Origin of the sequence: Hyphomicrobium sp. MC8b, from assembly GCF_905067615.1 — a bacterium.
GTDB lineage: Bacteria > Pseudomonadota > Alphaproteobacteria > Rhizobiales > Hyphomicrobiaceae > Hyphomicrobium_B.
This window is the reverse complement of sequence record NZ_LR898465.1, coordinates 1,548,348-1,569,413: the sequence shown is the minus strand read 5'-3', so window position 1 is coordinate 1,569,413 and position 21,066 is coordinate 1,548,348. Positions and strand designations below refer to the sequence as shown.

19 protein-coding genes are annotated in these 21,066 nt (G+C 60.6%); 4 read left to right on the top strand and 15 right to left on the bottom strand.

Annotated features, from left to right (window positions below; translation table 11 throughout):
- Nucleotides 1–8: 8 nt before the first annotated feature.
- From ACLB1Z_RS07615 to rpoZ, 11 genes are all read right to left on the bottom strand, one after another.
- The gene (locus tag ACLB1Z_RS07615) at nt 9–2,027 is read right to left on the bottom strand and encodes an acetyl-CoA carboxylase biotin carboxylase subunit (protein WP_409562765.1); all 2,019 of its coding nucleotides are present in this window, start codon (nt 2,025–2,027) and stop codon (nt 9–11) included.
- A gap of 205 nt (nt 2,028–2,232) precedes the next feature.
- Nucleotides 2,233–3,246 carry a hypothetical protein gene (locus ACLB1Z_RS07610; RefSeq protein WP_409562764.1) on the bottom strand — a complete coding sequence of 338 codons (1,014 nt, stop codon included), beginning with the start codon at nt 3,244–3,246 and terminating at the stop codon, nt 2,233–2,235.
- Between the two features lie 579 nt (nt 3,247–3,825).
- Nucleotides 3,826–4,545 (bottom strand): DNA repair protein RecO, encoded by a 720-nt coding sequence (gene recO / locus ACLB1Z_RS07605; RefSeq protein WP_409562763.1) that lies wholly within the window; start codon nt 4,543–4,545, stop codon nt 3,826–3,828.
- Nucleotides 4,546–4,565: 20 nt separating this feature from the next.
- A complete protein-coding gene (gene era / locus ACLB1Z_RS07600; RefSeq protein ID WP_409562762.1) occupies nt 4,566–5,492 on the bottom strand; it encodes a GTPase Era in 927 nt (308 codons plus the stop codon).
- Complete coding sequence (gene rnc / locus ACLB1Z_RS07595) at nt 5,485–6,192, bottom strand: ribonuclease III (RefSeq protein WP_409562761.1); 708 nt, start codon at nt 6,190–6,192, stop codon at nt 5,485–5,487. Before rnc ends, era begins: the two co-directional genes overlap by 8 nt.
- Before the next feature lie 21 nt (nt 6,193–6,213).
- Nucleotides 6,214–6,972, bottom strand: a complete 759-nt coding sequence (gene lepB, locus ACLB1Z_RS07590) for a signal peptidase I (protein ID WP_409562760.1) — start codon at nt 6,970–6,972, stop codon at nt 6,214–6,216.
- A gap of 196 nt (nt 6,973–7,168) precedes the next feature.
- Nucleotides 7,169–7,585, bottom strand: a complete 417-nt coding sequence (gene acpS, locus ACLB1Z_RS07585; protein WP_409562759.1) for a holo-ACP synthase — start codon at nt 7,583–7,585, stop codon at nt 7,169–7,171.
- Nucleotides 7,582–8,364, bottom strand: a complete 783-nt coding sequence (locus tag ACLB1Z_RS07580) for a pyridoxine 5'-phosphate synthase (RefSeq protein ID WP_024275576.1) — start codon at nt 8,362–8,364, stop codon at nt 7,582–7,584. Before ACLB1Z_RS07580 ends, acpS begins: the two co-directional genes overlap by 4 nt.
- A gap of 101 nt (nt 8,365–8,465) precedes the next feature.
- Entirely contained in the window at nt 8,466–9,017 is a 552-nt protein-coding gene (locus tag ACLB1Z_RS07575; RefSeq protein WP_409562758.1) for a DUF2062 domain-containing protein, read from the bottom strand.
- Nucleotides 9,018–9,069: 52 nt separating this feature from the next.
- Nucleotides 9,070–11,292, bottom strand: coding sequence for a RelA/SpoT family protein (locus ACLB1Z_RS07570; protein WP_409562757.1), 2,223 nt, complete (start codon nt 11,290–11,292; stop codon nt 9,070–9,072).
- A gap of 103 nt (nt 11,293–11,395) precedes the next feature.
- Nucleotides 11,396–11,848 (bottom strand): DNA-directed RNA polymerase subunit omega, encoded by a 453-nt coding sequence (rpoZ, locus tag ACLB1Z_RS07565; protein WP_013946810.1) that lies wholly within the window; start codon nt 11,846–11,848, stop codon nt 11,396–11,398.
- Between the two features lie 404 nt (nt 11,849–12,252).
- Here rpoZ and ACLB1Z_RS07560 point away from each other — a divergent pair, with 404 nt between their 5' ends.
- Nucleotides 12,253–12,912, top strand: a complete 660-nt coding sequence (locus ACLB1Z_RS07560) for an NYN domain-containing protein (protein ID WP_409562756.1) — start codon at nt 12,253–12,255, stop codon at nt 12,910–12,912.
- Between the two features lie 29 nt (nt 12,913–12,941).
- Complete coding sequence (locus tag ACLB1Z_RS07555; protein ID WP_409562755.1) at nt 12,942–13,601, top strand: uracil-DNA glycosylase; 660 nt, start codon at nt 12,942–12,944, stop codon at nt 13,599–13,601.
- Here ACLB1Z_RS07555 and ACLB1Z_RS07550 read toward each other — a convergent pair.
- From ACLB1Z_RS07550 to dapA, 3 genes are read right to left on the bottom strand one after another with little or no spacing between them, the layout of a single operon-like run.
- On the bottom strand, nt 13,582–14,133 hold the full coding sequence (locus tag ACLB1Z_RS07550) for a peroxiredoxin (RefSeq protein ID WP_409562754.1): 552 nt from the start codon (nt 14,131–14,133) through the stop codon (nt 13,582–13,584). The two genes, ACLB1Z_RS07555 and ACLB1Z_RS07550, sit on opposite strands and share 20 nt — an antisense overlap.
- Nucleotides 14,134–14,192: 59 nt before the next feature.
- A complete protein-coding gene (smpB, locus tag ACLB1Z_RS07545) occupies nt 14,193–14,666 on the bottom strand; it encodes an SsrA-binding protein SmpB (protein WP_409562753.1) in 474 nt (157 codons plus the stop codon).
- A gap of 23 nt (nt 14,667–14,689) precedes the next feature.
- On the bottom strand, nt 14,690–15,580 hold the full coding sequence (gene dapA, locus ACLB1Z_RS07540) for a 4-hydroxy-tetrahydrodipicolinate synthase (RefSeq protein WP_409562752.1): 891 nt from the start codon (nt 15,578–15,580) through the stop codon (nt 14,690–14,692).
- Nucleotides 15,581–15,989: 409 nt separating this feature from the next.
- On the opposite strand from dapA, the gene ACLB1Z_RS07535 reads away from it, so the two are divergent.
- The gene (locus ACLB1Z_RS07535; RefSeq protein WP_409562751.1) at nt 15,990–18,083 is read left to right on the top strand and encodes a lytic transglycosylase domain-containing protein; all 2,094 of its coding nucleotides are present in this window, start codon (nt 15,990–15,992) and stop codon (nt 18,081–18,083) included.
- On the top strand, nt 18,080–19,096 hold the full coding sequence (locus ACLB1Z_RS07530; RefSeq protein ID WP_409562750.1) for an alpha/beta fold hydrolase: 1,017 nt from the start codon (nt 18,080–18,082) through the stop codon (nt 19,094–19,096). Before ACLB1Z_RS07535 ends, ACLB1Z_RS07530 begins: the two co-directional genes overlap by 4 nt.
- Here ACLB1Z_RS07530 and ACLB1Z_RS07525 read toward each other — a convergent pair.
- On the bottom strand, nt 19,036–21,027 hold the full coding sequence (locus tag ACLB1Z_RS07525) for a hypothetical protein (RefSeq protein ID WP_409562749.1): 1,992 nt from the start codon (nt 21,025–21,027) through the stop codon (nt 19,036–19,038). The two genes, ACLB1Z_RS07530 and ACLB1Z_RS07525, sit on opposite strands and share 61 nt — an antisense overlap.
- Nucleotides 21,028–21,066 lie beyond the last annotated feature (39 nt).

Here is a 21,066-nt window from a genome sequence, read left to right as displayed (position 1 = left end):
CTTTGATCTTAAGCGAACTCGATGATCACTGCGTCGACGGCGAGGCTATCGCCGGGCTTGGCCGCGATCTTCTTGACCTTGCCGTCACGCTCGGCTCGCAAGATGTTTTCCATCTTCATGGCTTCGACGACCGCCAAGTTATCTCCGGCTTTGACGTCCTGCCCCTCGGTCACGTTCACTGCCTTGACCAGCCCCGGCATCGGGCAAAGCAGGAACTTCGACATGTCGGCCGGAACCTTCACAGGCATCAGCGCCGCAAGCTCAGCCTCCCGCTGCGTGTAAACATACGTCTGGGCCTGGATACCGCGATACGACAGCGTCATGCCATTCGGAATTGGACGGACCTGGACCGCAACGTCGGCTCCATCGACCGTTCCGATCCAAACCGGCTCGCCCGGCCACCATTCCGATGTGATCTCCATCGTCTTCGAGGGGTGTCCGTCCTTGTCGAGGATCGACACGTAATAGGGTCCGGGAATGACGCCCAGCGCCTCCAACTCCACTGTCGCCGAGCCGATTTTAACGATTCGCCGCTTGGCAAAGCTCACGGCCTGCCCCGACATCTGATGGGTGATGTCCCGACGGCGCGCATTGCTCAGATGGTCGATGGCGCCGGCCACGGCGGCCAACGTGATGAGATCCTTCCCCTCGGGTTCGCGTGGGACGAAACCTTCGGGGAACTCTTCCTTGATGAAGCCGGTCGAAAGGTTGCCTTCCCGCCAGCGCGGATGCTGCATCACGGCCGAAACGAACGGCACGTTGTGTTGAATGCCGTCGATATAGAACGCGTCGAGCGCCGTCGACTGTGCGTCGATGGCTTCGAGACGGGTCGGCGCATGAGTGACGAGCTTGGCGATCATCGGATCGTAATACATCGAGATCTCGCCGCCTTCGAAGACGCCGGTATCGTTGCGCACCGTCACGCCGTCCTTCGTGCCTTCCTCTGGCGGGCGATACTTAACGAGACGGCCGATCGACGGCAGGAAGTTCCGGTACGGATCTTCGGCATAGACGCGGCTTTCGACCGACCATCCCGTCAGCTTGATGTCCGACTGCTTGAACGGCAGCTTCTCGCCCGCCGCTACGCGGATCATCTGTTCGACAAGGTCGATGCCGGTCACGAGTTCCGTCACCGGATGCTCGACCTGCAGACGCGTGTTCATTTCGAGGAAGTAGAACGAGCGGTCCTGTCCGGCAACGAATTCCACCGTGCCGGCGCTGTCGTAACCAACCGCCTTGGCCAACGCGACCGACTGCTCACCCATCGCCTTGCGGGTCTTCTCATCGAGCAGCGGCGACGGCGCTTCTTCCAGAACCTTCTGGTTGCGCCGCTGAATGGAGCATTCGCGCTCGCCGAGATAGACGACGTTGCCGTGCTTGTCGCCCAGCACCTGGATTTCGATGTGGCGCGGATTTTCGATGAACTTTTCGACGAAGCAGCGGTCGTCGCCGAACGACGACTTGGCTTCCGACCGGGCAAGCTCGAAGCCCTCAGCCGCTTCCCGGGCGTTATAGGCAATGCGCATGCCCTTGCCGCCGCCGCCGGCCGACGCCTTGATCATGACCGGATAGCCGATCTCGTCGGCGATCTTGACGGCATGCTTGGCGTCGCTGATTTCACCCATGTAGCCCGGAACGGTCGAAACCTTCGCCGCAGCTGCCGCCTTCTTGCTCTCGATCTTGTCGCCCATGGCGGCAATCGCCTTGGGATTCGGACCAATGAAGACGATGCCGTTCTTCTGGAGCGCCAGCGGGAACGCCTCGCGCTCGGACAGGAAGCCATACCCCGGATGGACCGCCTCGGCGCCCGTCGCCTTGCAGGCCTCGATGATCTTATCCATAACCAGATAGGACTCAGCCGCCGGCGCTGCGCCGATGTAGACAGCCTCATCCGCCATCTCGACGTGGAGCGCATCCCGGTCGGCGTCGGAATAGACGGCAACGGTCTTGATGCCCATCTTGCGAGCCGTCTTGATCACGCGGCACGCGATTTCACCGCGGTTGGCAATCAGAATTTTCTTGAACATCAGCGCTTCCCGGTCCTTCCCGTGAATATTTTGGCTGCCTCAGCTTGTCGCAAGACAACACGCCGTTCTAGAGCGTGTGCAACGCCGCGTAAACACGCCGTTGGCACCCCGAATGCCAGGACCTGTGCGATCCGCTGCCGCATAGCAAAACCGCCGGCGAGAGGGCTCACCGGCGGTCCCGAAGTAACTATGGGGGACCGGGCTGTTAGGCGGCCTCCCCCAACCGGCAGACGGCTTCGGTAAAGGTCGGGTGGATCCGCGGATTTTCGTGATTAAGGTAGGAGACGAGCGCCCGCTCGCTCGGCGTCAGGCGACCGTCGCGGCCGAGGCGACCCACGAGCCACGACGGATCGGCTTCTGCGATCTTCTCGTTGGTAATGATCTCGATGCGCTGATGCTCCAGCCGCGCAAGCGCCCGCTCTTCCACGCTCTGGTCGTGATAGGAATCCTGCATCGACGACAGATTCGCGTGCACCATCGACAGCAGCGAGAACAGAATTGACGTCTGCTCGTCGTCATCTTCGTCGAGCTTCGCCTCCTGCCGCAGCGCCTCCTCACGTGATGGGACCGCGTAACCGGATGCCGACATCATCACATTGGCGATGGCTTTGACGAAAAGGTCCGTCCAGACCGCATTCGGCGGCGAACCCGCGACCGCTTCGTCGATATCGAACAGAATGTCGGCCTCGGCGCGCGTCACAGCCACATGCCCATCGCCGCCAAAGGCATAAAGAATGCGGCGAAGGAGATCGACTTCGCTCTCGCTGATCTTGCCCGCAGCCAGCGACTTGCCTCGACGCAGCGGGCCGCCACCGGTCAGCACCGCGTGCTTGACCTGTTCGAGTGCAAACTTGGAAAGGCTTGCAGGCGCCCAGCGGGCCTTTTCGAGCACGTTCAGAACAAGATCGAGTTCCGTCTTGGACCGGATCTTGCCTTCACGCGAAACCCTGCTTATCAGCCAATTCGCGTTGGCGGCCGTCAGATAGCCGCGCGGCTGTTCCTGAATGATGAGGTAATCGGCAATGGCCTCGACAAAAAAATCCGGCCAATCGGCATGCTGCACCGAGCATCCCTGCTGCAGCGAAAACAACAGATTTGCTTCATCCGACGAGACGACGCCGTCCTCATAGAAGACGCGCTTCAAAAGGAGAATGTCGTCAAACTCGATCGTTTGCCGCTCCAGAATGTCGTCAATCGGCAGCGACCTTAACCCACCCATCGAAAGCCCCCACGCCACGACCTATGCTCATGAAGCGTAAGCAACGATGTTTAATCGCGTCTTAAGCGGCGTCGGAAAATGGAAGGGAAATGCCTGCGATTTCTGCGGCGTGGGCTCCGCGCGCCGCATCAGGCTGTCATAAAACTATCGGGACCGCAGTTCGCACTGCGGTCCCGTTAATTCCCACCGTACTCCCGCATGCACAGTGAGAAAGACAATAACGCTTTTAATAGTTGTCTACGCATCAGCATGAACGGTTGCTGAAGAAAAGGGTTTTTCTCTCCTGAACGGCGGCAAGTCCGAAACTTTCCGAATCCTGATGCAAGAGAGCCCGTTCGGAGGGGGGATCCGAACGGGCGGTCGCGAGCCGGGCGGGCGGTGTGGGTCGCACGCGAGGCCAGTTGCAGGGCACCCCGGGCTGACCAATGGAGAAAGAAGCCCGGCGATGCACTCATGGCTGGGGGTCAAAACGAAAGCTCTTCCGTTTGCCCGCAGTCGATAAGAGGAACGACCACACTGCAGGCATTCCGTCGCTCCCACCGCGCAAATCCGCATTAAAAAACCGAAGGATTTCGAATTCTAGGCCGCGAGCTGCGCCACAAGCCGCATGCGCGACGCTGGCAATGTCTGTCCTTTCGGCAGCAACAGATGCTTTTCTATGAAATGCCCAGTCAGCGCAAAACCGAGATGGACGTCTTGCGCCGTTACCGGGCTCGATCGCTGCTTCGTCAAAAATTGCGGCAGCGCCAGCAGCTTGTCGCGATAAGGCTCACCTGCCGACGCCGAAACGGCGCGGCCCGATTTCGGCGACACGTAAATCAGCTGATCGTTCGCACCCGTCGCCGCACACTGGCTAAGATCCAAACCGAAACCGAGTTCATCGAGCAGCGCCAGCTCCCACCTGACGAGCAGAGCCGGCCATACGGTGGGATCATTCAGGAAGCCGAGAACGAACAGCGTGATCTCATAGAGATTGGGATGCGGATCGCGCTCGGGCAGCAGCGCTGTCAGCGTCGTGATAGATGATAGCGCCATCAGCGCTTGGCTGTCGTCCATCGTCTCCGCCGCAAAGGCGCGCCGCATCTCGACGCTCATCGAGCCGAGCTGATCGGCAAGCCGCGCCTTCCAAATGGCATCGACGTGATTGCCGGGTTGAAGAATGGGACGCAGCCGCCGCGAACGGCCGCCATGGACCAGCCCCATATGCCGTCCGTGGGCACGCGTCCAAAGATCGACGACCGCCGCCGTTTCGCCATGCGGCCTTACCGATAGAACGATGCCTTCATCCGTCCACTGCATCGGGCTTCATAGCAGGCTGCTCAGGATTTGGGAAAAGGCAGGCCCATTTCCCGGTAGCGCTCCGGATCGCTTTCCCAGTTCTCGCGCACCTTGACGAACAGGAACAAATGAATGCGATGCCCAGCCATTTCCTCGATTCCGTGCCGCGCTGCGCTCGAAATCTTCTTGATCGTCTCGCCGCCCTTGCCGAGCACAATCTTTTTCTGCCCATCGCGCTCGACGTAGATCGTCTGCTCGACGCGCGCCGAACCGTCCTTCAGCGTCTTCCAATCCGTCGTTTCAACGGTCGTCGTGTAGGGCAGTTCCTGATGCAGGAAGCGGTAGATACTCTCGCGCGTCATCTCGGCGGCCTGCGTCCGCATCGGCACGTCGGTGACATCGTCTTCCGAATAATGCCACGGTCCTTTCGGCACGACGCCCGCGAGATAGGTCAGCAGATCCTTGACGCCCTTTCCTTCTAGCGCGGAAATCATAAAGATCCGATCCGGCGACAAACGCTCATCGAGCGTTTTTGCAAGCTCCAGCAGCTTCGGCTTGTCCTCGACCCTGTCGATCTTGTTCAACACGACGATCTTTGGCATCCGCACGGACTTGAGCCGCTCGACGATGCCTTCAACGTCCTCTCCGAGACTCGCCGCGGCGTCGAGCACCAGAAGCACCGCATCGGCGTCTTCGAGACCGCCCCACGCTGCGTCAACCATGGCACGGTCGAGCCGCCGCTTCGGGTTGAAAATGCCCGCCGTATCTATGAAGACGATCTGGCTGTCGCCTTCCATCGCGATGCCACGGATCGGGGCGCGCGTGGTTTGCACCTTGTGTGAGACGATGGCGACCTTCGCCCCCACCAATGCATTGACGAGGGTCGACTTGCCCGCGTTCGTCGGACCGAGGATGGCAACAAAGCCGCACCGCCGACCGGCCTCTGTCGATACGTTGTTCTCAGACATCTCCGACACGCGCTCCCACGCCTTCGCGCGTCAGAAGCGCGCTGGCAGCCGCCTGCTCCGCAATTCGCTTAGACGCGCCCTCACCCTGCGCCGGAGCGCGCCCTGCAATCAAGACCTCAGCTGTGAAACGCGGCGCGTGATCCGGACCGTTGCGCGCCACCACGGTGTAACGCGGCAGCGCAAGCCCCTGCCCCTGCGCCCATTCCTGCAGAGCAGACTTGGCATCGACCGTCACTTCCGGCACCGGCTCGGATTGATCCTGCCAGAGCTTGGTGACGACGGCACGCGCCTTGTCAAAACCACCGTCAATAAAGACTGCGCCGAGCAGCGCCTCGGCCGCATCGGCCAAAATCGTTGTCTTGTTGCGACCACCGCTATCGGCCTCGCTCTCGGACAGAATGAGATGAACGCCGAGATCGATGCTGCGTGCGACCTTGGCGCAAGCCTCGCCGCGAACGAGCCGGTTGTAGCGACGGGCAAGCTCGCCTTCGTTCGCTTCCGGATATTGCTTGTTCAGGGCTTCCGCGATGGCAAGACCGAGTACCCGGTCACCAATGAATTCCAGGCGCTCGTTATCGGAGCGGGCGACCTTGCCGCCACGCACGCTGGCATGTGTAAGTGCGCGCTCAAGAAGGCCGGGGTCCTTGAATTTATACCCCAGCTTCGTTTCCAGTTCTTTGAACTTGCGTGGTCTCAACATGGCGCAAATGCCGCTTCGCGGTCACCGCACGAGAGTGAAGAACCTGTTCCAGCGAATGTCAAACGGCCAGTTCCAGGGTGCCCACCAATGCATGGCGTCCGGCCCGTCGACCTTCGCAGAGAAGAAAATGATCTCGGCGCGCCCAATGAAATTCTCATAGGGAACGAAGCCGACGGCGCTCCGGACGCGACTGTCCGTAGAGTTGTCGCGATTATCGCCCATCATGAAATAATGACCCGGCGGAACTTTGTAGACCCCGGTATTGTCGTACGGGCCATCCGGATCGCTATCGAGGACCTTGTACTTCACCCCGTTGGGAAGCGTTTCCTGAAAGACTGAGATTGTCCGTTCCCGGCCATCTTCCCAAGTCGTGAAAGATCCGGCAGGCTCCTTGGGCACACCCTGCCCATTGATGAATACCTGCCCGTTCCGCATCTGGATTTCGTCGCCCGGCAGACCGATCACGCGTTTGATGTAGTCGGTCGAGTTATCACGCGGCAGCTTGAACACCGCGACGTCGCCGCGCTTCGGCTCAGCGCCCCAAATGCGACCTGAAAAAAGGTTCGGGCTGAAGGGGAACGAGAAGCGGCTGTATCCGTACGAAAGCTTCGAGACGAACAGATAGTCGCCGATCAGAAGCGTTTCTTTCATCGAGCCGGATGGAATGTTGAAGGGCTGATAAAAGAAAATCCGCACGAACATCGCAATAGCGAGTGCTTCGACGACGATGATGAGGGTTTCCGACCAGCTCGATCTCGACGTCTTCGTACCAACGCTCATTCAAAGGGCTCCCTTTGCGCCGCCGAGCGGCATTGGCCGGGGCTCGCTTCGTTTTAGCGGACCGCTATAGCGAGTTTGGTCTAACGCCGCAATGACGGGCGCTAATCTGACTAAAAGGTAAGGAAAACAGCGACTCGATGTCGTTTGGCATCAGCAAAATCGCCGTTGGACAACCAATCTGCCGCAACCCAAAAGCTCAGCCTGGAAGATCGATACCTTCCGGCACAGCCGAAATGATGACGATCGCCTCCGCCATCGGATACTCGTCGGTGAGCGTAACGTCGATCCGGGCCTTGAAACCGGCCGGAATGAGATGGGCCAGACGGCGCGCCGCTCCGCCCGTCAGCGCCAGCGTCGGCCGTCCCGACGGAGCATTCACGACCCCGATATCTTTGAGGTAGACCCCGGCGCGAAACCCCGTGCCGAGCGCCTTGCTGGCCGCTTCCTTGGCCGCAAAGCGTTTGGCGAACGTACGCGCGGCATGTGCCCGCGAAAAAGCTTTGCGACGCTCTTCCGCCGTGAAGACCCGCTCAATGAAACGGTCGCCGAAACGCGCGAGCGTCTTCTCGACCCGACGAATGTCACAAAGATCGTTGCCGATGCCGATAATCATTTCGCGCGCCGTGCTTGGGGCGCTGTTGTCATCGCCTCTCGTGCCTCGTCCATCAGCACGCGCATTCGCCGGACTGCCATCGACAGGCCGCCAAAGATGGCTTCCCCGATCAGGAAGTGACCGATATTGAGCTCGACGATCTCAGGCAGCGCCGCAATCGGCTTGACGGTGTTGTAGGTCAGTCCGTGTCCGGCATGCACTTCAAGACCGGCTGCAGAAGCCGCAGCGGCGGCTTTCCGGTGACGCTCCAATTCGCGCGCCATACCGGTCGCATCGTGATCGAGCGCCAGATGGCAATATCGGCCGGTGTGCAACTCAACGATATCGGCACCGACGCTCGCCGCGGACTCGATCGTCTTCAAGTCGGGCTCAATAAACAGGGAGACCCGGATACCTGCATCCTTGAGCTTGGCGATAAACGGCTTCAGCGTCTTCGCCGCTCCGACGACATCCAATCCACCCTCGGTCGTGCGCTCTTCGCGCCGCTCAGGCACGAGACAGCACGCGTTCGGCACGTGCCGCAACGCAATCTGCTGCATTTCTTTCGTCGCGGCCATTTCGAGATTGAGCGGTCGCGTCAGCTCGTTCTTGAGCCGCGTGATATCGGAATCGGAGATATGGCGGCGGTCTTCCCGCAAATGCGCAGTGATACCGTCGGCACCACCTTCGATCGCCAGATGAGCGGCGCGCAAGGGATCAGGATGAATGCCGCCACGTGCATTCCTGAGCGTCGCGACGTGATCGATATTGACGCCCAGGCGCAGGGCGCGGACCGGCATCATAGCTTTATTGGTGTCAGAGGCTTTGCGTGTCGTTGCCACGGGCTGTGCCACCGATTGTTGGGAATTGGCCTAGGACGGGAAGAAGAGCTGCGATCCACCTAACTGACGCTGCGATGACGCTGAAAAACGCGGACCGCGCGACGCGTAGGGTAATAGCTGAAGATAGCTGCAATCAAGCCGACGAGAAGTCCCCCGACTACCATCGGCTCCGCGATCGGCAAGAGATTATCGATGGCGGCGTCAAACGTCTGCAGCGAAGGCGTCATCAAGGTTGCGCCGAGCACGTTGGCCGTTTCACCCAGATGGTTGGCGGCATAGGTCGGATCTTGTCCCAGAAGCAGAGCGCCTGAGACATACGAGGCGGTCCAGATTGCCGGCCAGCTTAGCGGGTTGCCGACGAACGTCCCAAGGAGTGCCGCCGGCATGCTGACGCGCAGCACCAACGCCAGCGCGCAGGCAAGAATCGTCTGGACGCCAAGGAAGGGCGTGCACGCTGTGAATACGCCGATGGCAAATCCCAGCGCCACCTCATGGGGCGTTGCGCGCAGCCGAAGAACCTGCCGCCAGAAATAACGCAGACGCGACCAGAGCCGCGTGGAATTCCACCACGACGTTGCGCGGTCCGCCAATGCCAGTTGCTTTGCGTTCAAACGATTATGTTCCTAGGCGCCATTATGCGACCCATTCCGTGCGCACATTAGCTCACTCGAAAAGCCGTTCCACCTTTGCGACGGATGACTTCGCTCTGAGCCCGGCAATGATGTGGTTTAAATGCACCAAATCAAAAACCTCAAGCTCGATGTGCATCACCGTAAAGTCTGCCGCGCGGCGAGCCATTTTGATATTGTCGATATTGCCGCCCGTCTCGCCGATCACCTTGGCAATCTCGGCAAGCGACCCGGGAGCATTAACCGCTGTAACGCTGATTCGCGCGGGAAAACGTTGCGGCCGATCAGGATCGACGTCCCATGTGACATCAATCCAGTGCTCTTCCTCGTATTCCTTAAGACGAGGCGAATGGATCTGAAAAACGCGAATCCCCTCGCCTGGCGCCATCACACCGACAATCCGGTCACCGGGCACCGCGCCGCCCGGCTCGAATGCGACCGGCAGCTCCTGGCTCGGCCCTCCGATCGAAATAGCCGTCATGCTGTCGATTTCTGTCGTTCGGAACTTGAGGCTGTTTACCTTGTCGATATTGAACCAGCCGTCCTGCTCACGGGCGCGTCCAAACCGCCGCGTTGGTTTATAGCCATCGCCGAGGGTCTGGCCTTGCGGGAGCACGGCCGAAAGAACATCGGGCAATTGCACATCGTTGCGCCCGACGGCAGCAAGCAGTTCGTCTGCAGTCTTGAAGCCGATTTTCGGAGCGGCCGCCCTGACTTTCTCATCCGAATAATCGACCTCGACACCGGCCAGCGTCGATTGCACGAGCTGCCGCCCGAGTTCGACGAAACGCTTGCGCTCCGCTTCACGCGCCGCTCGCCTTATCGCAGCCCGCGCCCGCCCGGTGACGGCAAACGCTTCCCACGCCGCAGGGCGAACATGCCCCTTCTGAGTCTCGATCACGACTTCGTCGCCGTTGCGCAGGTGCGTATCAATCGGAACATGGCGCCCGTTGATATAGGCGGCGACCGCTTCATTACCGATATCCGTGTGAACGGCATAAGCGAAGTCGAGCGGCGTCGCCCCACGCGGCAGCGCAATGAGACGCCCCTTCGGCGTGAAGCAAAAGACCTGATCGTGAAACAACTCGAGCTTGGTATGCTCAAGAAACTCTTCCGGATTTGCCGCTTCGAGAAGCGACGTGATCATCGTCCGCAGCCGTCCATACGGGCTGTCGTCGACTTCTTCGCCCTCACCGACGGCATGCCCATTCATGTGGCCGCTCTGCTGAGCCTTGTAGAGCGCATGAGCCGCAATGCCGTATTCGGCGATATGCTGCATCTCGCGCGTCCGGATCTGCAGTTCCACGCGCTGGTGCCGCGGTCCGTAAACCGTGGTGTGAATGGACTGATAGTTGTTTCGCTTCGGAGCTGAAATGTAGTCCTTGAAACGTCCAGGCACCGTGCTCCAAGTCGTATGCACTATGCCAAGCACGCGGTAGCAGTCCTCGATCGTGTCGACCATCACGCGGAATGCGTAGATGTCGGAAAGCTGTTCGAGGCTGATCTGCTTGTGCTCCATCTTGCTCCAGATGGAATACGGCTTCTTCTCGCGTCCGAACGTGTCCGCCTTGATCCCGGCATCCGCGCATTTTCGTGCGATGGCCTGCCGAATTTCTTCGACAAGACCCTCGTTTCGCTCGCGCATATCTGCGAGCCGCTCCGTCAGCGCTTCGTACGCTTCCGGATGCAGCCAGCGAAAAGCATGATCTTCCAGTTCTTCGCGAAGCGCCTGCATGCCCATCATGCCGGCCAGAGGCGCATAAATATCGAGCGTTTCTTCCGAGTTCCGCTTGCGGCTCTCTGGCTTCATGTGCTCCAGCGTCCGCATGTTGTGTAAGCGGTCGGCGAGCTTGACGAGCAGCACCCGGATGTCGCTGGAAATGGCGATCAGAAGTTTGCGGAAATTTTCCGCCTGCTCGGCTTTCTTGGAAACGAGGTCGAGCCGCTTGATCTTCGTCAGCCCGTCGACGAGACCGCCGATTTCCGGCCCGAACATCTGGTCGATTTCGGAGCGTGTCGCATCCGTATCCTCGATCACGTCATGCAGCAGCGCAGTCGCGATCGTAGCGTCGTCGAGCTTGAGATCAGTGAGAATGGCCGCGACTTCCAGCGGATGCGAGAAATATGGCGCACCCGACGCACGTTTCTGGTTGCCGTGCGCCTTCATCGCATAGACGTAGGCGCGATTGAGCAGAGCCTCGTCCGCACTAGGATCGTATTTGAGAACCCGCTCGACGAGTTCGTACTGCCGCATCATGACCCGCCGCACTCCTTCTGGGCGCAAGCGTAACCGAAGACGCAGGACGGATTAAAGTTGAATGACGCGAGCCTGTTGTCGCGAGCAGGCTTTCCTGGCCGGCTCAGCGGCCGCGGTCGCGCGGATCGCGATCCCGCTCGCGCGGCCCCGAACCCGAGCCGATGTTGGCCGACGGCTCGAGCGGCGTCATGCTTTCCAGGCCGCGGAGAAGCTGCTCTTCCGTCATGACGTCGACTTGTGTGTCGGACGAAAGGTCATCGCGACCGAGCATCGGCGCGCGGCGCTCCGGCGGGAGCAACGGTGCTGCGACCGCTTCCGGCTCGTCGACTTCGGTATTCTTCTGGATTGAAGAGATCAGCGTCTCGCGCATGTCGTCGGGAGAAAGCGTGCGCTCTGCAATCTCACGCAGGGCAATGACCGGGTTCTTGTCATCATCGGGTGCAATCGTAATCGCGCTTCCGTTCGTGATCGCGCGAGCCCGGTGAGCGGCGAGAAGCACCAGCTCAAATCGGTTAGGAATTTTGTCGACGCAATCTTCGACGGTGACGCGAGCCATGGGGCAAACCTTCCCTTGGTGAAATTCAGCCGCACTCTTTCGGGCGTTAATGGGCGCAAACAGCCGTTCGAGACAGCCTTCCGGCGCCACGCTGATGCCTCTGTGCCACGTCGAAAAGAATTAATCAAGCGCTGACGAAGAAAAAACCGCTGCCGAACGTTCTATAGGCACGTCAAAGGAATTACGTGCTCTTTAATAGACTATTTGTCACAATTGTTGACTGCTGCGCACTTCTGTTAGTCCTAGCGACGATAGTATTCTACGCCGTAGAAACTTGTGGACTTCGAGCCTTCGGTCAAGTCCCGATGCTCCACAGTCAAGTCCCTGTAGCCTATAGCGAAGTAGAAAATCCCAACGTTATTTTTTAACATTGTTTAGTTGGGAATTTTACTCAGGATTCGCCAATGCATTTTTACCCCACCGAACGTATCGCTCTTTTCATTGATGGCGCAAATCTTTACGCCACTGCAAAGTCACTGGGGTTCGACATCGACTACAAGCGTTTGCTGGGATTTTTCCGGCAAAAAGGACACCTTGTCCGTGCACTCTATTATACGGCCCTGGCCGAGGAGCAGGAATACTCTTCGATCCGGCCGCTCATCGACTGGCTTGACTATAACGGCTTCTCGATGGTGACGAAGCCGACCAAAGAATTCACCGACGCGACCGGCCGCCGTAAAGTCAAAGGCAACATGGACATCGAGCTGGCCGTCGACGCTATGCGTCTGGCCGATAACCTCGATCACATCGTCATTTTCTCAGGCGACGGTGATTTCCGCAGTCTCGTTGCTGCTCTTCAGCAGAAGGGTAAGCGCGTCAGCGTCGTCTCGACGCTGCAGACCCAGCCGCCGATGGTCGCCGACGAATTGCGCCGTCAGGCCGATCAATTTATTGACCTCGCCGACCTCGAAGAACAGGTCGGCCGCTCACAGACCGGTGGCGGCTCCAACGGCGGCCGTACGCCTCGCGAAGGCGGACGTAGCCCGTCTGCACGCGGACAGGCTTCGTCTCCGCGCGACACCAATTACCTGGGCGACGACGACTTCGCTGAAGAGGAAGTCTAAGCGACAGACGATAATTGAGCGAAGGTAAGATGGGCGCGGCCTTAGTCGAAGCGGCATTGGGCCCCGAAGCTCCGCCTAAATGCACGCGCTGCCCGCGCCTCGTTGCCTACAGAGCTGAAAACGAGCGCCATGAGCCGAACTGGTTCAACGGCGCGGTCGCTTCATTCGGAACGCCAAACTGCAGCCTCCTGATCGTCGGCCTGGCGCCAGGTCGCAACGGCGCCAATCGCACAGGACGGCCGTTTACCGGCGATTACGCCGGCGATCTGCTTTATGGCACGCTGATCCGCTATGGCTTCGCGACCGGCGAGTATCACGCTCGCGTCGATGACGGTCTTCGCCTGCGCAACTGCATGATCACCAACGCCGTACGCTGCGTGCCACCCCAGAACAAGCCTGAGCCGTTAGAAATTGCAAACTGCCGTCCCTACTTTGCAGCGCGGCTTGAAAGTCTGCCGAAACTGAAAGTCATCCTCGCCCTAGGCCGGATCGCGCACGATCAGACACTCACCACGCTTGCAAAAAGAAAGGCGCTTTTTCCGTTCGCACACGGCGCCCGCCACGAACTCGCGCCGGGCCTCGCCCTTTACGACAGCTTCCACTGCTCACGCTACAATACCAACACCGGCCGGCTAACGACGGAGATGTTTCACGCTGTCTTCGATGCGATCAGGCACGAACTGCCGTAAGAGACTCCAGTAGCGTCCGCGCGTGCCCAGCGGGGTTGGTGACCGGATAGATCACTCGATAAATGATGCCGTCACGGACGATCATCGTCAGCCGCGAAAGATAAACGACGCCGCCGGTTTCAAAGCGTGGCAGATCGAGCGCATCGGCAAACGCCAGCTTCTCATCGCTCAGCAGCAGATACGGAATACCGGCGCGCGCAGCGAAAGCGTGCTGCGCCTCCGAAGATTGCCCGCTCACGCCGAACACCTCGTAACCGGCCAGCTCGAATTCTGCATAAGCGTCACGAAACCCTTCGGCTTCAGGTGTCGAACCGTGCGCACCGGGAATCGTATCCCAGTCCGGCGGATTGGGAACGCCCGGCGTCCCCGTCATCGGATAGACGAATACAATCGCTTTCTCTTGAAAGCGCGCGAGATTGACCATCGCACCACGCGTGGCAGGCAGTGCCACATCCGGAAGGCGCGTTCCCGCGATCAGATGTTTCGCCGCGCCATCATCGACCGGCGTGGGCCAGGGTGAATGTGTTTCCATAACGCGTTTCCCCTTCGCTAGCGCGAGCGAAGCGGCCCGCATTCCAGCCGCTCACACGATCAGCCCTTTTCGCGCATGAGGCGCGCTTTTTGCCGGTTCCAATCGCGTTTCGCAGCGTCCTGCCGCTTGTCCGCGTGGTTCTTGCCCTGCGCTAAGCCCAGCTTGATCTTGGCGCGGCCTTTCTCGTTGAAATAAAGCTCCAAGGGCACCAGCGTCATGCCCTTGCGCTCGATCGCAATGCCGATCTTATGAATTTCGGTGGCATGCATCAGCAGTCGGCGCTTGCGCCGTGGCTCATGCGGGAACAGCGCTGCGCCCGGATATTCAGCGATATAGCTGTTGATCAGCCAGATCCCGCCGTCCTCGACCGAGGCATAGCTTTCCGCGATATTCGATTGGCCACGCCGCAGCGACTTCACCTCGGAGCCGAGAAGCTCGATACCCGCTTCCCAGCTATCGGTGATGAAGTACTCATGCCGCGCCTTGCGATTTTCGGCGACAAGCGTGGTGCCGTCGTCGCGTTTGGATGCCATGACTTAGCGCTTTCCGACAGTCGTCACTCGGCCGCTTTCGCGCTCACGAGGTCGAGGTCGCTCAGCACCTGATCGATCGCCCGCTTCGACGCGTCGGTGAGCGGCACCATCGGCAAACGCATGTCCGCCGTGCCGAAACCGAGCCGCGAGACAGCATATTTGACCGGCGCCGGATTGGTCTCGATGAACATCACTTCGTGCAGCGGCGTAAGCCGGTCCTGGATGGCAAGAGCCTTCTTGAAGTCGCCCGCCATGCACGCGTTCTGGAGATCCGCGCATAGCCGCGGCGCCACGTTCGACGCGACCGAGATGCAGCCCGCGCCGCCATGAGCCATGAAGCCCAGCGCCGTCGCGTCTTCGCCCGAGAGCTGACAGAAATCCGGCCCAAGCACTGACCGCACCTGCGAGGGACGCGCAAGATTGGCAGTCGCATCCTTGACGCCGACGACATTCTTCAACTCGTAGCAGCGCGCCATCGTCGCGACCGACATGTCGACGACCGAACGGCCCGGAATGTTGTAGATAACGATCGGAATATTGATGGCGTCGTTGATCGCCTTGAAGTGCTGATAAAGCCCTTCCTGGTTCGGCTTGTTGTAATACGGTGTCACGATCAGCACCGCATCCGCGCCGGTTTTCTCAGCGTATTGCGACAGCTCGACCGCTTCATCGGTCGAATTCGAACCCGTGCCTGCGATCACAGGAACGCGCTTCTTGGCGGTCCCGACCGCAAGCTCGATGACGCGCTTGTGTTCGTCATAGTCGAGGGTCGGGCTCTCGCCCGTCGTTCCGACGGGGACCAGACCATGCGTGCCTTCGGAAATCTGCCACTCGATGAACCGCGTAAAGGCGGCTTCATCCACCTTGCCATTGCGGAACGGCGTAACGAGCGCCGTAATTGAACCTCTGAACATGCGTTCGCCTTAGATTGAAAAAACCGAGACCGGCACCCTGCGGTGCAGCACCCCTGTCTCGATCAGGAATTCAACGTCATTAGGGACTCGAGCCATACGGCCAGGGGCCACGGTCTTGCCGTACGTATGTGCCATGCGTCCGGCCTGAACCGCTTGCCTCAGCATGCATAATTCCGCTTAATACGGTGTATCGTTGCTAGCGACGCAAGCGCTGTAACATTAGGCGCTCGTAAAGCTTGCCGCAAGGTCGGGGCGAGTAGGGCGTTTTACCCAATGGGGAGCAATGCGACTAAGCCTCAAATCCAGAACGCGAATTCGCTCCCTCACCCGCGTTCTCTGCGGTCTGTCGCCGTCCCTTTTCTTGGTTGGCGTCACGTTAACGGGCGCGCCTTCCCCCGCCGAATCTGCGGTGAAGGCGGTTCCCGCGCCGCAACTGCTGCCGTCCGAGAAGGCGCAAGAGCGCAAACTTGATTCGGCGCTGAGCCCTTTGCTGTCGCTCTCGCCTGATCCTGGCGACCTGTCCGCCCTACGCGATGCGGCCTCGGCCATCCGGTCGAAGAACCTCGACGACTTTGCGACGGCGAAAAGCAAGATCAGCGACCCCATCGGCCGAACGCTGGTCGTCTGGATGCGCCTGCGCGCCGGTCTTGGCGACCCGCAGGAATTTCGCGATTTCCTCCGCGAGCATCCCAATTGGCCGGATCGCTCGACGATCCGGGAGGGCTTCGAAGAAGCCGTGTTCATGAATGGCGGCAGCGCCGACGCCATCAAGGCCTACTTCGCCAACAACCCACCCGAGACCGGCGCAGGCTATGCCGCTCTCGCCTCGGCCGAGTTGGCCGAGGGCAACACGACGGCGGCACGCAAGTACGCCTCCAAAGCCTGGCGCGAGATGTCCATTCCGCCGACGCTCGAAAATGGCTTTCTCGATCGCTTCGGCAACCTGCTGACGCCAGCCGATCACAAATGGCGCTTCGACCGCCTCATCACCGATGACGTGCGCTACGCCGGAAACCGCAAGGACCGCGCCGCGCTGGCGAAGCGTCTCATCCCGCTTCTACCAGCAAGCGAACGCAAGAGAGCCGTCGCGCGTCTCGCCGTCTTCAACAAGGCCTCTAACGCCCAGGCCCTGATGAGCGCGCTCGCACCGGGCGGCCGCGACGACGTCGGCCTCGCTTTTCATCGTGAGCAGCTGCTGCGCAAAGCCGGAAAGATCGAGCAGGCCGCCGACATCATTCTGTCCATCCCGCCCGATCCGAAGAAGGTCGCGGCGCTGGACGAGTGGTGGGCAGAGCGACGCGAACTGGCCTACGGAGCACTCAAGCTCGATAAGCCGAAGCTTGCCTACGAACTCGTCAAGGACGCCGGTCCCCTCTCCGTCAATCCGCGCAAAGACCAGACGTTCATGGCCGGATGGATCGCATTCCGATATCTCAAAAAGACCACCGCCGCCGAACGCCACTTCCGCGATATGATCGCCGCTTCGGACGGGCCGTTGAGCAGCGCCAAGGCACATTATTGGCTGGGACGCGTCCTGGCTGCGCGTGGGGACAAGGCGGCCGCGGCCCAGCAGTACCGTGAGGCAGCCAAGTATTCCGATACGTTCCATGGTCTCCTGGCAATGCAGACGCTGGACCCCGGCCGCACCCATCTCGAAATCACCCCGCCCGCTTATCCGACAGCCGCGCAAATTCGCAAGCTGAACGCCTCCGATCAGGCGCATGCGCTGGTGCTTGCGCAAAAGGCGGGCCTCTCTCGCGAAATTACCCGCACGCTCCTGGCAGGCTTGAGAAACGCTGCGCCGTCCGAGGCGGAAGTCGGTATGGTCGCCTTTCTCGCGGAAGAACTGGGCGACCCACAAATGTCCCTGCGCATCGCCAAGATCGCCATCGCGCGTGGACAGAACTTGCTGATCTATGCCTATCCGCTGAAGCCGTTCCCCGGCTACACACCGCTGCGCGCCCCGCCCGAGCTTCCGCTCCTTCTCGGCCTCGCGCGGCAAGAGACGGAATTCAACGCTCAGATCGTCTCGGGCGCCGGCGCCAAAGGTCTGCTGCAAGTCATGACTGGAACCGCGCGCCACGTATGCCGCGACTACAAGATTAAATGCCAGATTGATCGTTTACTCTCCGATCCTCGCTATAACGCGATGATCGGTTCGGCCTACGTCGCGGACCGGATGGATGACTTCAACGGCTCCTATGTGCTTGGACTTGCCGGCTACAACGCCGGCCCGGGCCGGGCACGCCAATGGATGAACGAGTTCGGCGACCCGAGAGACGCAAACGTCGATCCGATCGACTGGATCGAACGCATCCCGATTCCTGAAACCCGCAATTACGTCACCAAGGTTCTGTCGAACATCCAGATCTATCGCGCGCGCATGGGCATGAAAAACCCGCTGCGTCTTCGACAAGACCTCTGGCGCGGCCGTAGCGATACACGGATGCCGAAAGACGACGATTCAGGTAGCGGCATCGCCGACAACAACAGCGACGGTTGAGCAAACCCAAAACGAGGCGCGATATCCCAATGGTGGCGGTGCAGGAATTCGAAGACATTCACTTCACTAGCCGCGATGGGCTGCGCCTCTACGGCCGCCATTATCGGCCCAAGGTCGCGTCCGACGCGCGGCCGGTCGTTTGCCTCGCCGGATTGACGCGCAATAGCCGCGACTTCCACGACGTCGCGGTGGCATTGAGCCAGGGCGCGAAGGCGCGCGACGTGTTCACGCTCGATACGCGCGGCCGCGGCCTGTCCGAATACGATTCTGACTGGAAGAACTACGCCGTGCCGATCGAAATGCAGGACGCGATCGACTTCATGATGATGCTCGGGCTGCGCAACGCCGGCATCATCGGAACGTCTCGCGGCGGCCTCATCTCAATGGTTCTGGCAGCTGCGCAACCCTCACTGATGGGAGCGGTGGTTCTGAACGACATCGGTCCGGTGATCGAACAAGACGGGCTCGCACGCATCGCGGGCTATGTCGGTCGCATTCCCCAGCCGAAGAACTGGGCCGACGCGGCGCGCATCATCGGCGATCTCTTCCGCCGCGATTTTCCGCAAATGACTGATGACGATTTTGCCGCCATCGCCCGCCAGATGTTCAATGACAAGGACGGCAAGCCGGTCGGCGCTTACGACCCGAAGCTGGCGAGATGCTTGTCCGTCCTCGATGGCCCGATCCCGAAACTCTGGCCGCAGTTTGAAGCTATGAAACGCATTCCGGTGCTCGTGCTGCGCGGCGAGAACTCTGACCTTCTATCGGAGAAGACCGTCGAGGAAATGCGCCAGCGCCATCCGAAACTGTCGTCATTCACGGTGTCCGCCCAAGGGCACGCGCCGCTGCTACGTGACGAGCAGACGATCTCAGCAGTCGCCTCGTTCTTTGCCGAAACCGACGAGCAGAATGACGGTACGCGCTACGGAATCCTGTCCCGCAGCGATTTCGGTCACGTCTCGCGGCTGGTATCGACCTCGCCCCTGTCGACCCGGCGCGAAAACTCCGTATAGCCGCCGCTCGCCAGAATGCGCGCCTGCTCAACCCAGCTCTCGCGCTCGATCCGGCCCTTGAATTCCAGCATGCGGCTGACACGGTCGATGTCGCCGCTGGTCCAGTTCGCGATCTGATCGTAGCGGCGAACGCCCATGGCATTGAGGCGCTTCTCGATCAGGACACCTATACCGCGAATGCGCTTTAAATCGTCGGAAGGACCTTCGGCCGTGGCCTCCGGCAATGGCGCATTGTCTTTCGTGATTTCGACGGTCGCCGTGCCCGTTCCCTTTTCCCGGATCGCGTCCGTGATCCGCGCCGGCATCGAAATCTTCGGATCGACCTTCGACAACGGCGAAATCGGCTCGATCGGTTTGAGCCCGCGCGTCACGCTTGCCGACGAAGCAGCAATCGCCGCTGCAGCCGCCGCCGCCATTTCGGCAACCGAACGTCCCTGACTTGCAGCCGCGACGCCGGAAAGCCCCTCGCGCTGCGAGGTTGTCCCTGTGACGGACTGCAACGGCGCCGGCGCTGCTGAATCGTCCCGTGACGTCGTCTGTCCCCCAGTCGGACTTGGCTCCGTTTTCGCTTCGCTTGCGGTCTCTGCTTTGGCCTTAAGCATCGCCTTGCGGTTTCGCGAGTAATAAGTCTCGCCACCTTTCGCCAGGATCTGCGCCTGCTCGACCCACTGCTCTCTATCGATCCGGCCGGGCATTTCGAGTTCCTGGCCGATCCGCCGGACATCGGATGCGCTCCAGCCCGCGATGTGCTCGAAATATACGATGCCGCGCGTCTTGAGCTTCTGCTCGATATCGCTGTCGATGGCACGAATACGTTGAAAATCGTCGCCGTCTTCGATCAGCGCCGCAGGCACGACGGGCGCAGACACCACGGGTTCCGGCTCGGGCTCACGCGTCGGTTCTTGTTCAAGCTCAGGCTCCGGTTCAAGCGCGGGTTCGATCTCCGGCTCAAGCTCCGATGGCGTTTCGTCATCTGATTGTGATTGAGAATCGGCCTCCGGCTCGGCCTCAGACGCTGGCTCCGGCGCCTGTTCCTCTTCAGCCACAAACGTCTCTTCCTCTGCCACAACAGACGGCGGCTCGGCTGCGGCAGCCACGATCTCTTCCGAGGGTTCCACCGCTTCATCGCGATCCGCGTCCGGAGCTTCAGCCTGCGCCGGTTCCGTCATCACCGGTTCCGCACTCGCCTCCTCGATGGAAGGCCGCGTTTCCTCAACGGGCGGTTCTTTCACCGGTTCGCGCCGCGACAACCCCATGCCCGGCATCGCGACCGACGCTGCAGCCGCGGCTTTGGCGGCTGCAACGGCCCCGGCGGCCGCCGCAGTGGTCGCATCACGCAACCGCGCAGCCAACCCACCCGTACGCGGCTCCCGCTCCGGCGCAGGTTCGGGCACCGGTTCTGGCTCCGGCTCCGGCTCCGGTTCCTGTGCTTCCTCGGGAATGTCTTCGATGTCCGGCACTTCGGGCGGAAGTTCTTCGACAGGCGGCGGAGGCGGCAACTCCGGAGGCGCAGGCTGATAGATATCCGTCACCGGCGGCAGCACTGCAGGGCAAATTTCAATAATCGCGATACGCGGAACGCCTTCGTTGAAATGCGGACCGGTCAACGCGCGCTCAAAGCGCGACGGATCGAGCACGGCCGGCGCCGGACGCGGTTCCGGGCGCCGGAGAACTTCGATTTTCGGCTGAACCGGATCAATTGTCCGCGGCGTGACCGGCGGCATCGGTTGCGCCGCACGCGGACGCACCGGTTGCGGCGGGATGACGATCGGAGGTCCGACCGGCACGTCGGCCTGCACCGGCGCAAGCACGCGCTCAGGTGCTTCATCCCGCGAACCGAACAGAGCGCGTTTCACCGTGCACGCGACGAACGCGCCGAGAAAATACGACGCGAGCAACAGCAGGAATGTTTGCAGCAGTAGATACGTCATTTCCTACCTAATCAGATGCCCGAGGGCGGCCGGATAATC

Bases quoted from the DNA above. Each gene is read 5' to 3' on its own strand.
- ACLB1Z_RS07615 (WP_409562765.1), bottom strand. From the start codon at position 2,027: ATGTTCAAGAAAATTCTGATTGCCAACCGCGGTGAAATCGCGTGCCGC.
- ACLB1Z_RS07610 (WP_409562764.1), bottom strand. From the start codon at position 3,246: ATGGGTGGGTTAAGGTCGCTGCCGATTGACGACATTCTGGAGCGGCAA.
- recO (WP_409562763.1), bottom strand. From the start codon at position 4,545: ATGCAGTGGACGGATGAAGGCATCGTTCTATCGGTAAGGCCGCATGGC.
- era (WP_409562762.1), bottom strand. From the start codon at position 5,492: ATGTCTGAGAACAACGTATCGACAGAGGCCGGTCGGCGGTGCGGCTTT.
- rnc (WP_409562761.1), bottom strand. From the start codon at position 6,192: ATGTTGAGACCACGCAAGTTCAAAGAACTGGAAACGAAGCTGGGGTAT.
- lepB (WP_409562760.1), bottom strand. From the start codon at position 6,972: ATGAGCGTTGGTACGAAGACGTCGAGATCGAGCTGGTCGGAAACCCTC.
- acpS (WP_409562759.1), bottom strand. From the start codon at position 7,585: ATGATTATCGGCATCGGCAACGATCTTTGTGACATTCGTCGGGTCGAG.
- ACLB1Z_RS07580 (WP_024275576.1), bottom strand. From the start codon at position 8,364: ATGCCGGTCCGCGCCCTGCGCCTGGGCGTCAATATCGATCACGTCGCG.
- ACLB1Z_RS07570 (WP_409562757.1), bottom strand. From the start codon at position 11,292: ATGATGCGGCAGTACGAACTCGTCGAGCGGGTTCTCAAATACGATCCT.
- rpoZ (WP_013946810.1), bottom strand. From the start codon at position 11,848: ATGGCTCGCGTCACCGTCGAAGATTGCGTCGACAAAATTCCTAACCGA.
- ACLB1Z_RS07560 (WP_409562756.1), top strand. From the start codon at position 12,253: ATGCATTTTTACCCCACCGAACGTATCGCTCTTTTCATTGATGGCGCA.
- ACLB1Z_RS07555 (WP_409562755.1), top strand. From the start codon at position 12,942: ATGGGCGCGGCCTTAGTCGAAGCGGCATTGGGCCCCGAAGCTCCGCCT.
- ACLB1Z_RS07550 (WP_409562754.1), bottom strand. From the start codon at position 14,133: ATGGAAACACATTCACCCTGGCCCACGCCGGTCGATGATGGCGCGGCG.
- smpB (WP_409562753.1), bottom strand. From the start codon at position 14,666: ATGGCATCCAAACGCGACGACGGCACCACGCTTGTCGCCGAAAATCGC.
- dapA (WP_409562752.1), bottom strand. From the start codon at position 15,580: ATGTTCAGAGGTTCAATTACGGCGCTCGTTACGCCGTTCCGCAATGGC.
- ACLB1Z_RS07525 (WP_409562749.1), bottom strand. From the start codon at position 21,027: ATGACGTATCTACTGCTGCAAACATTCCTGCTGTTGCTCGCGTCGTAT.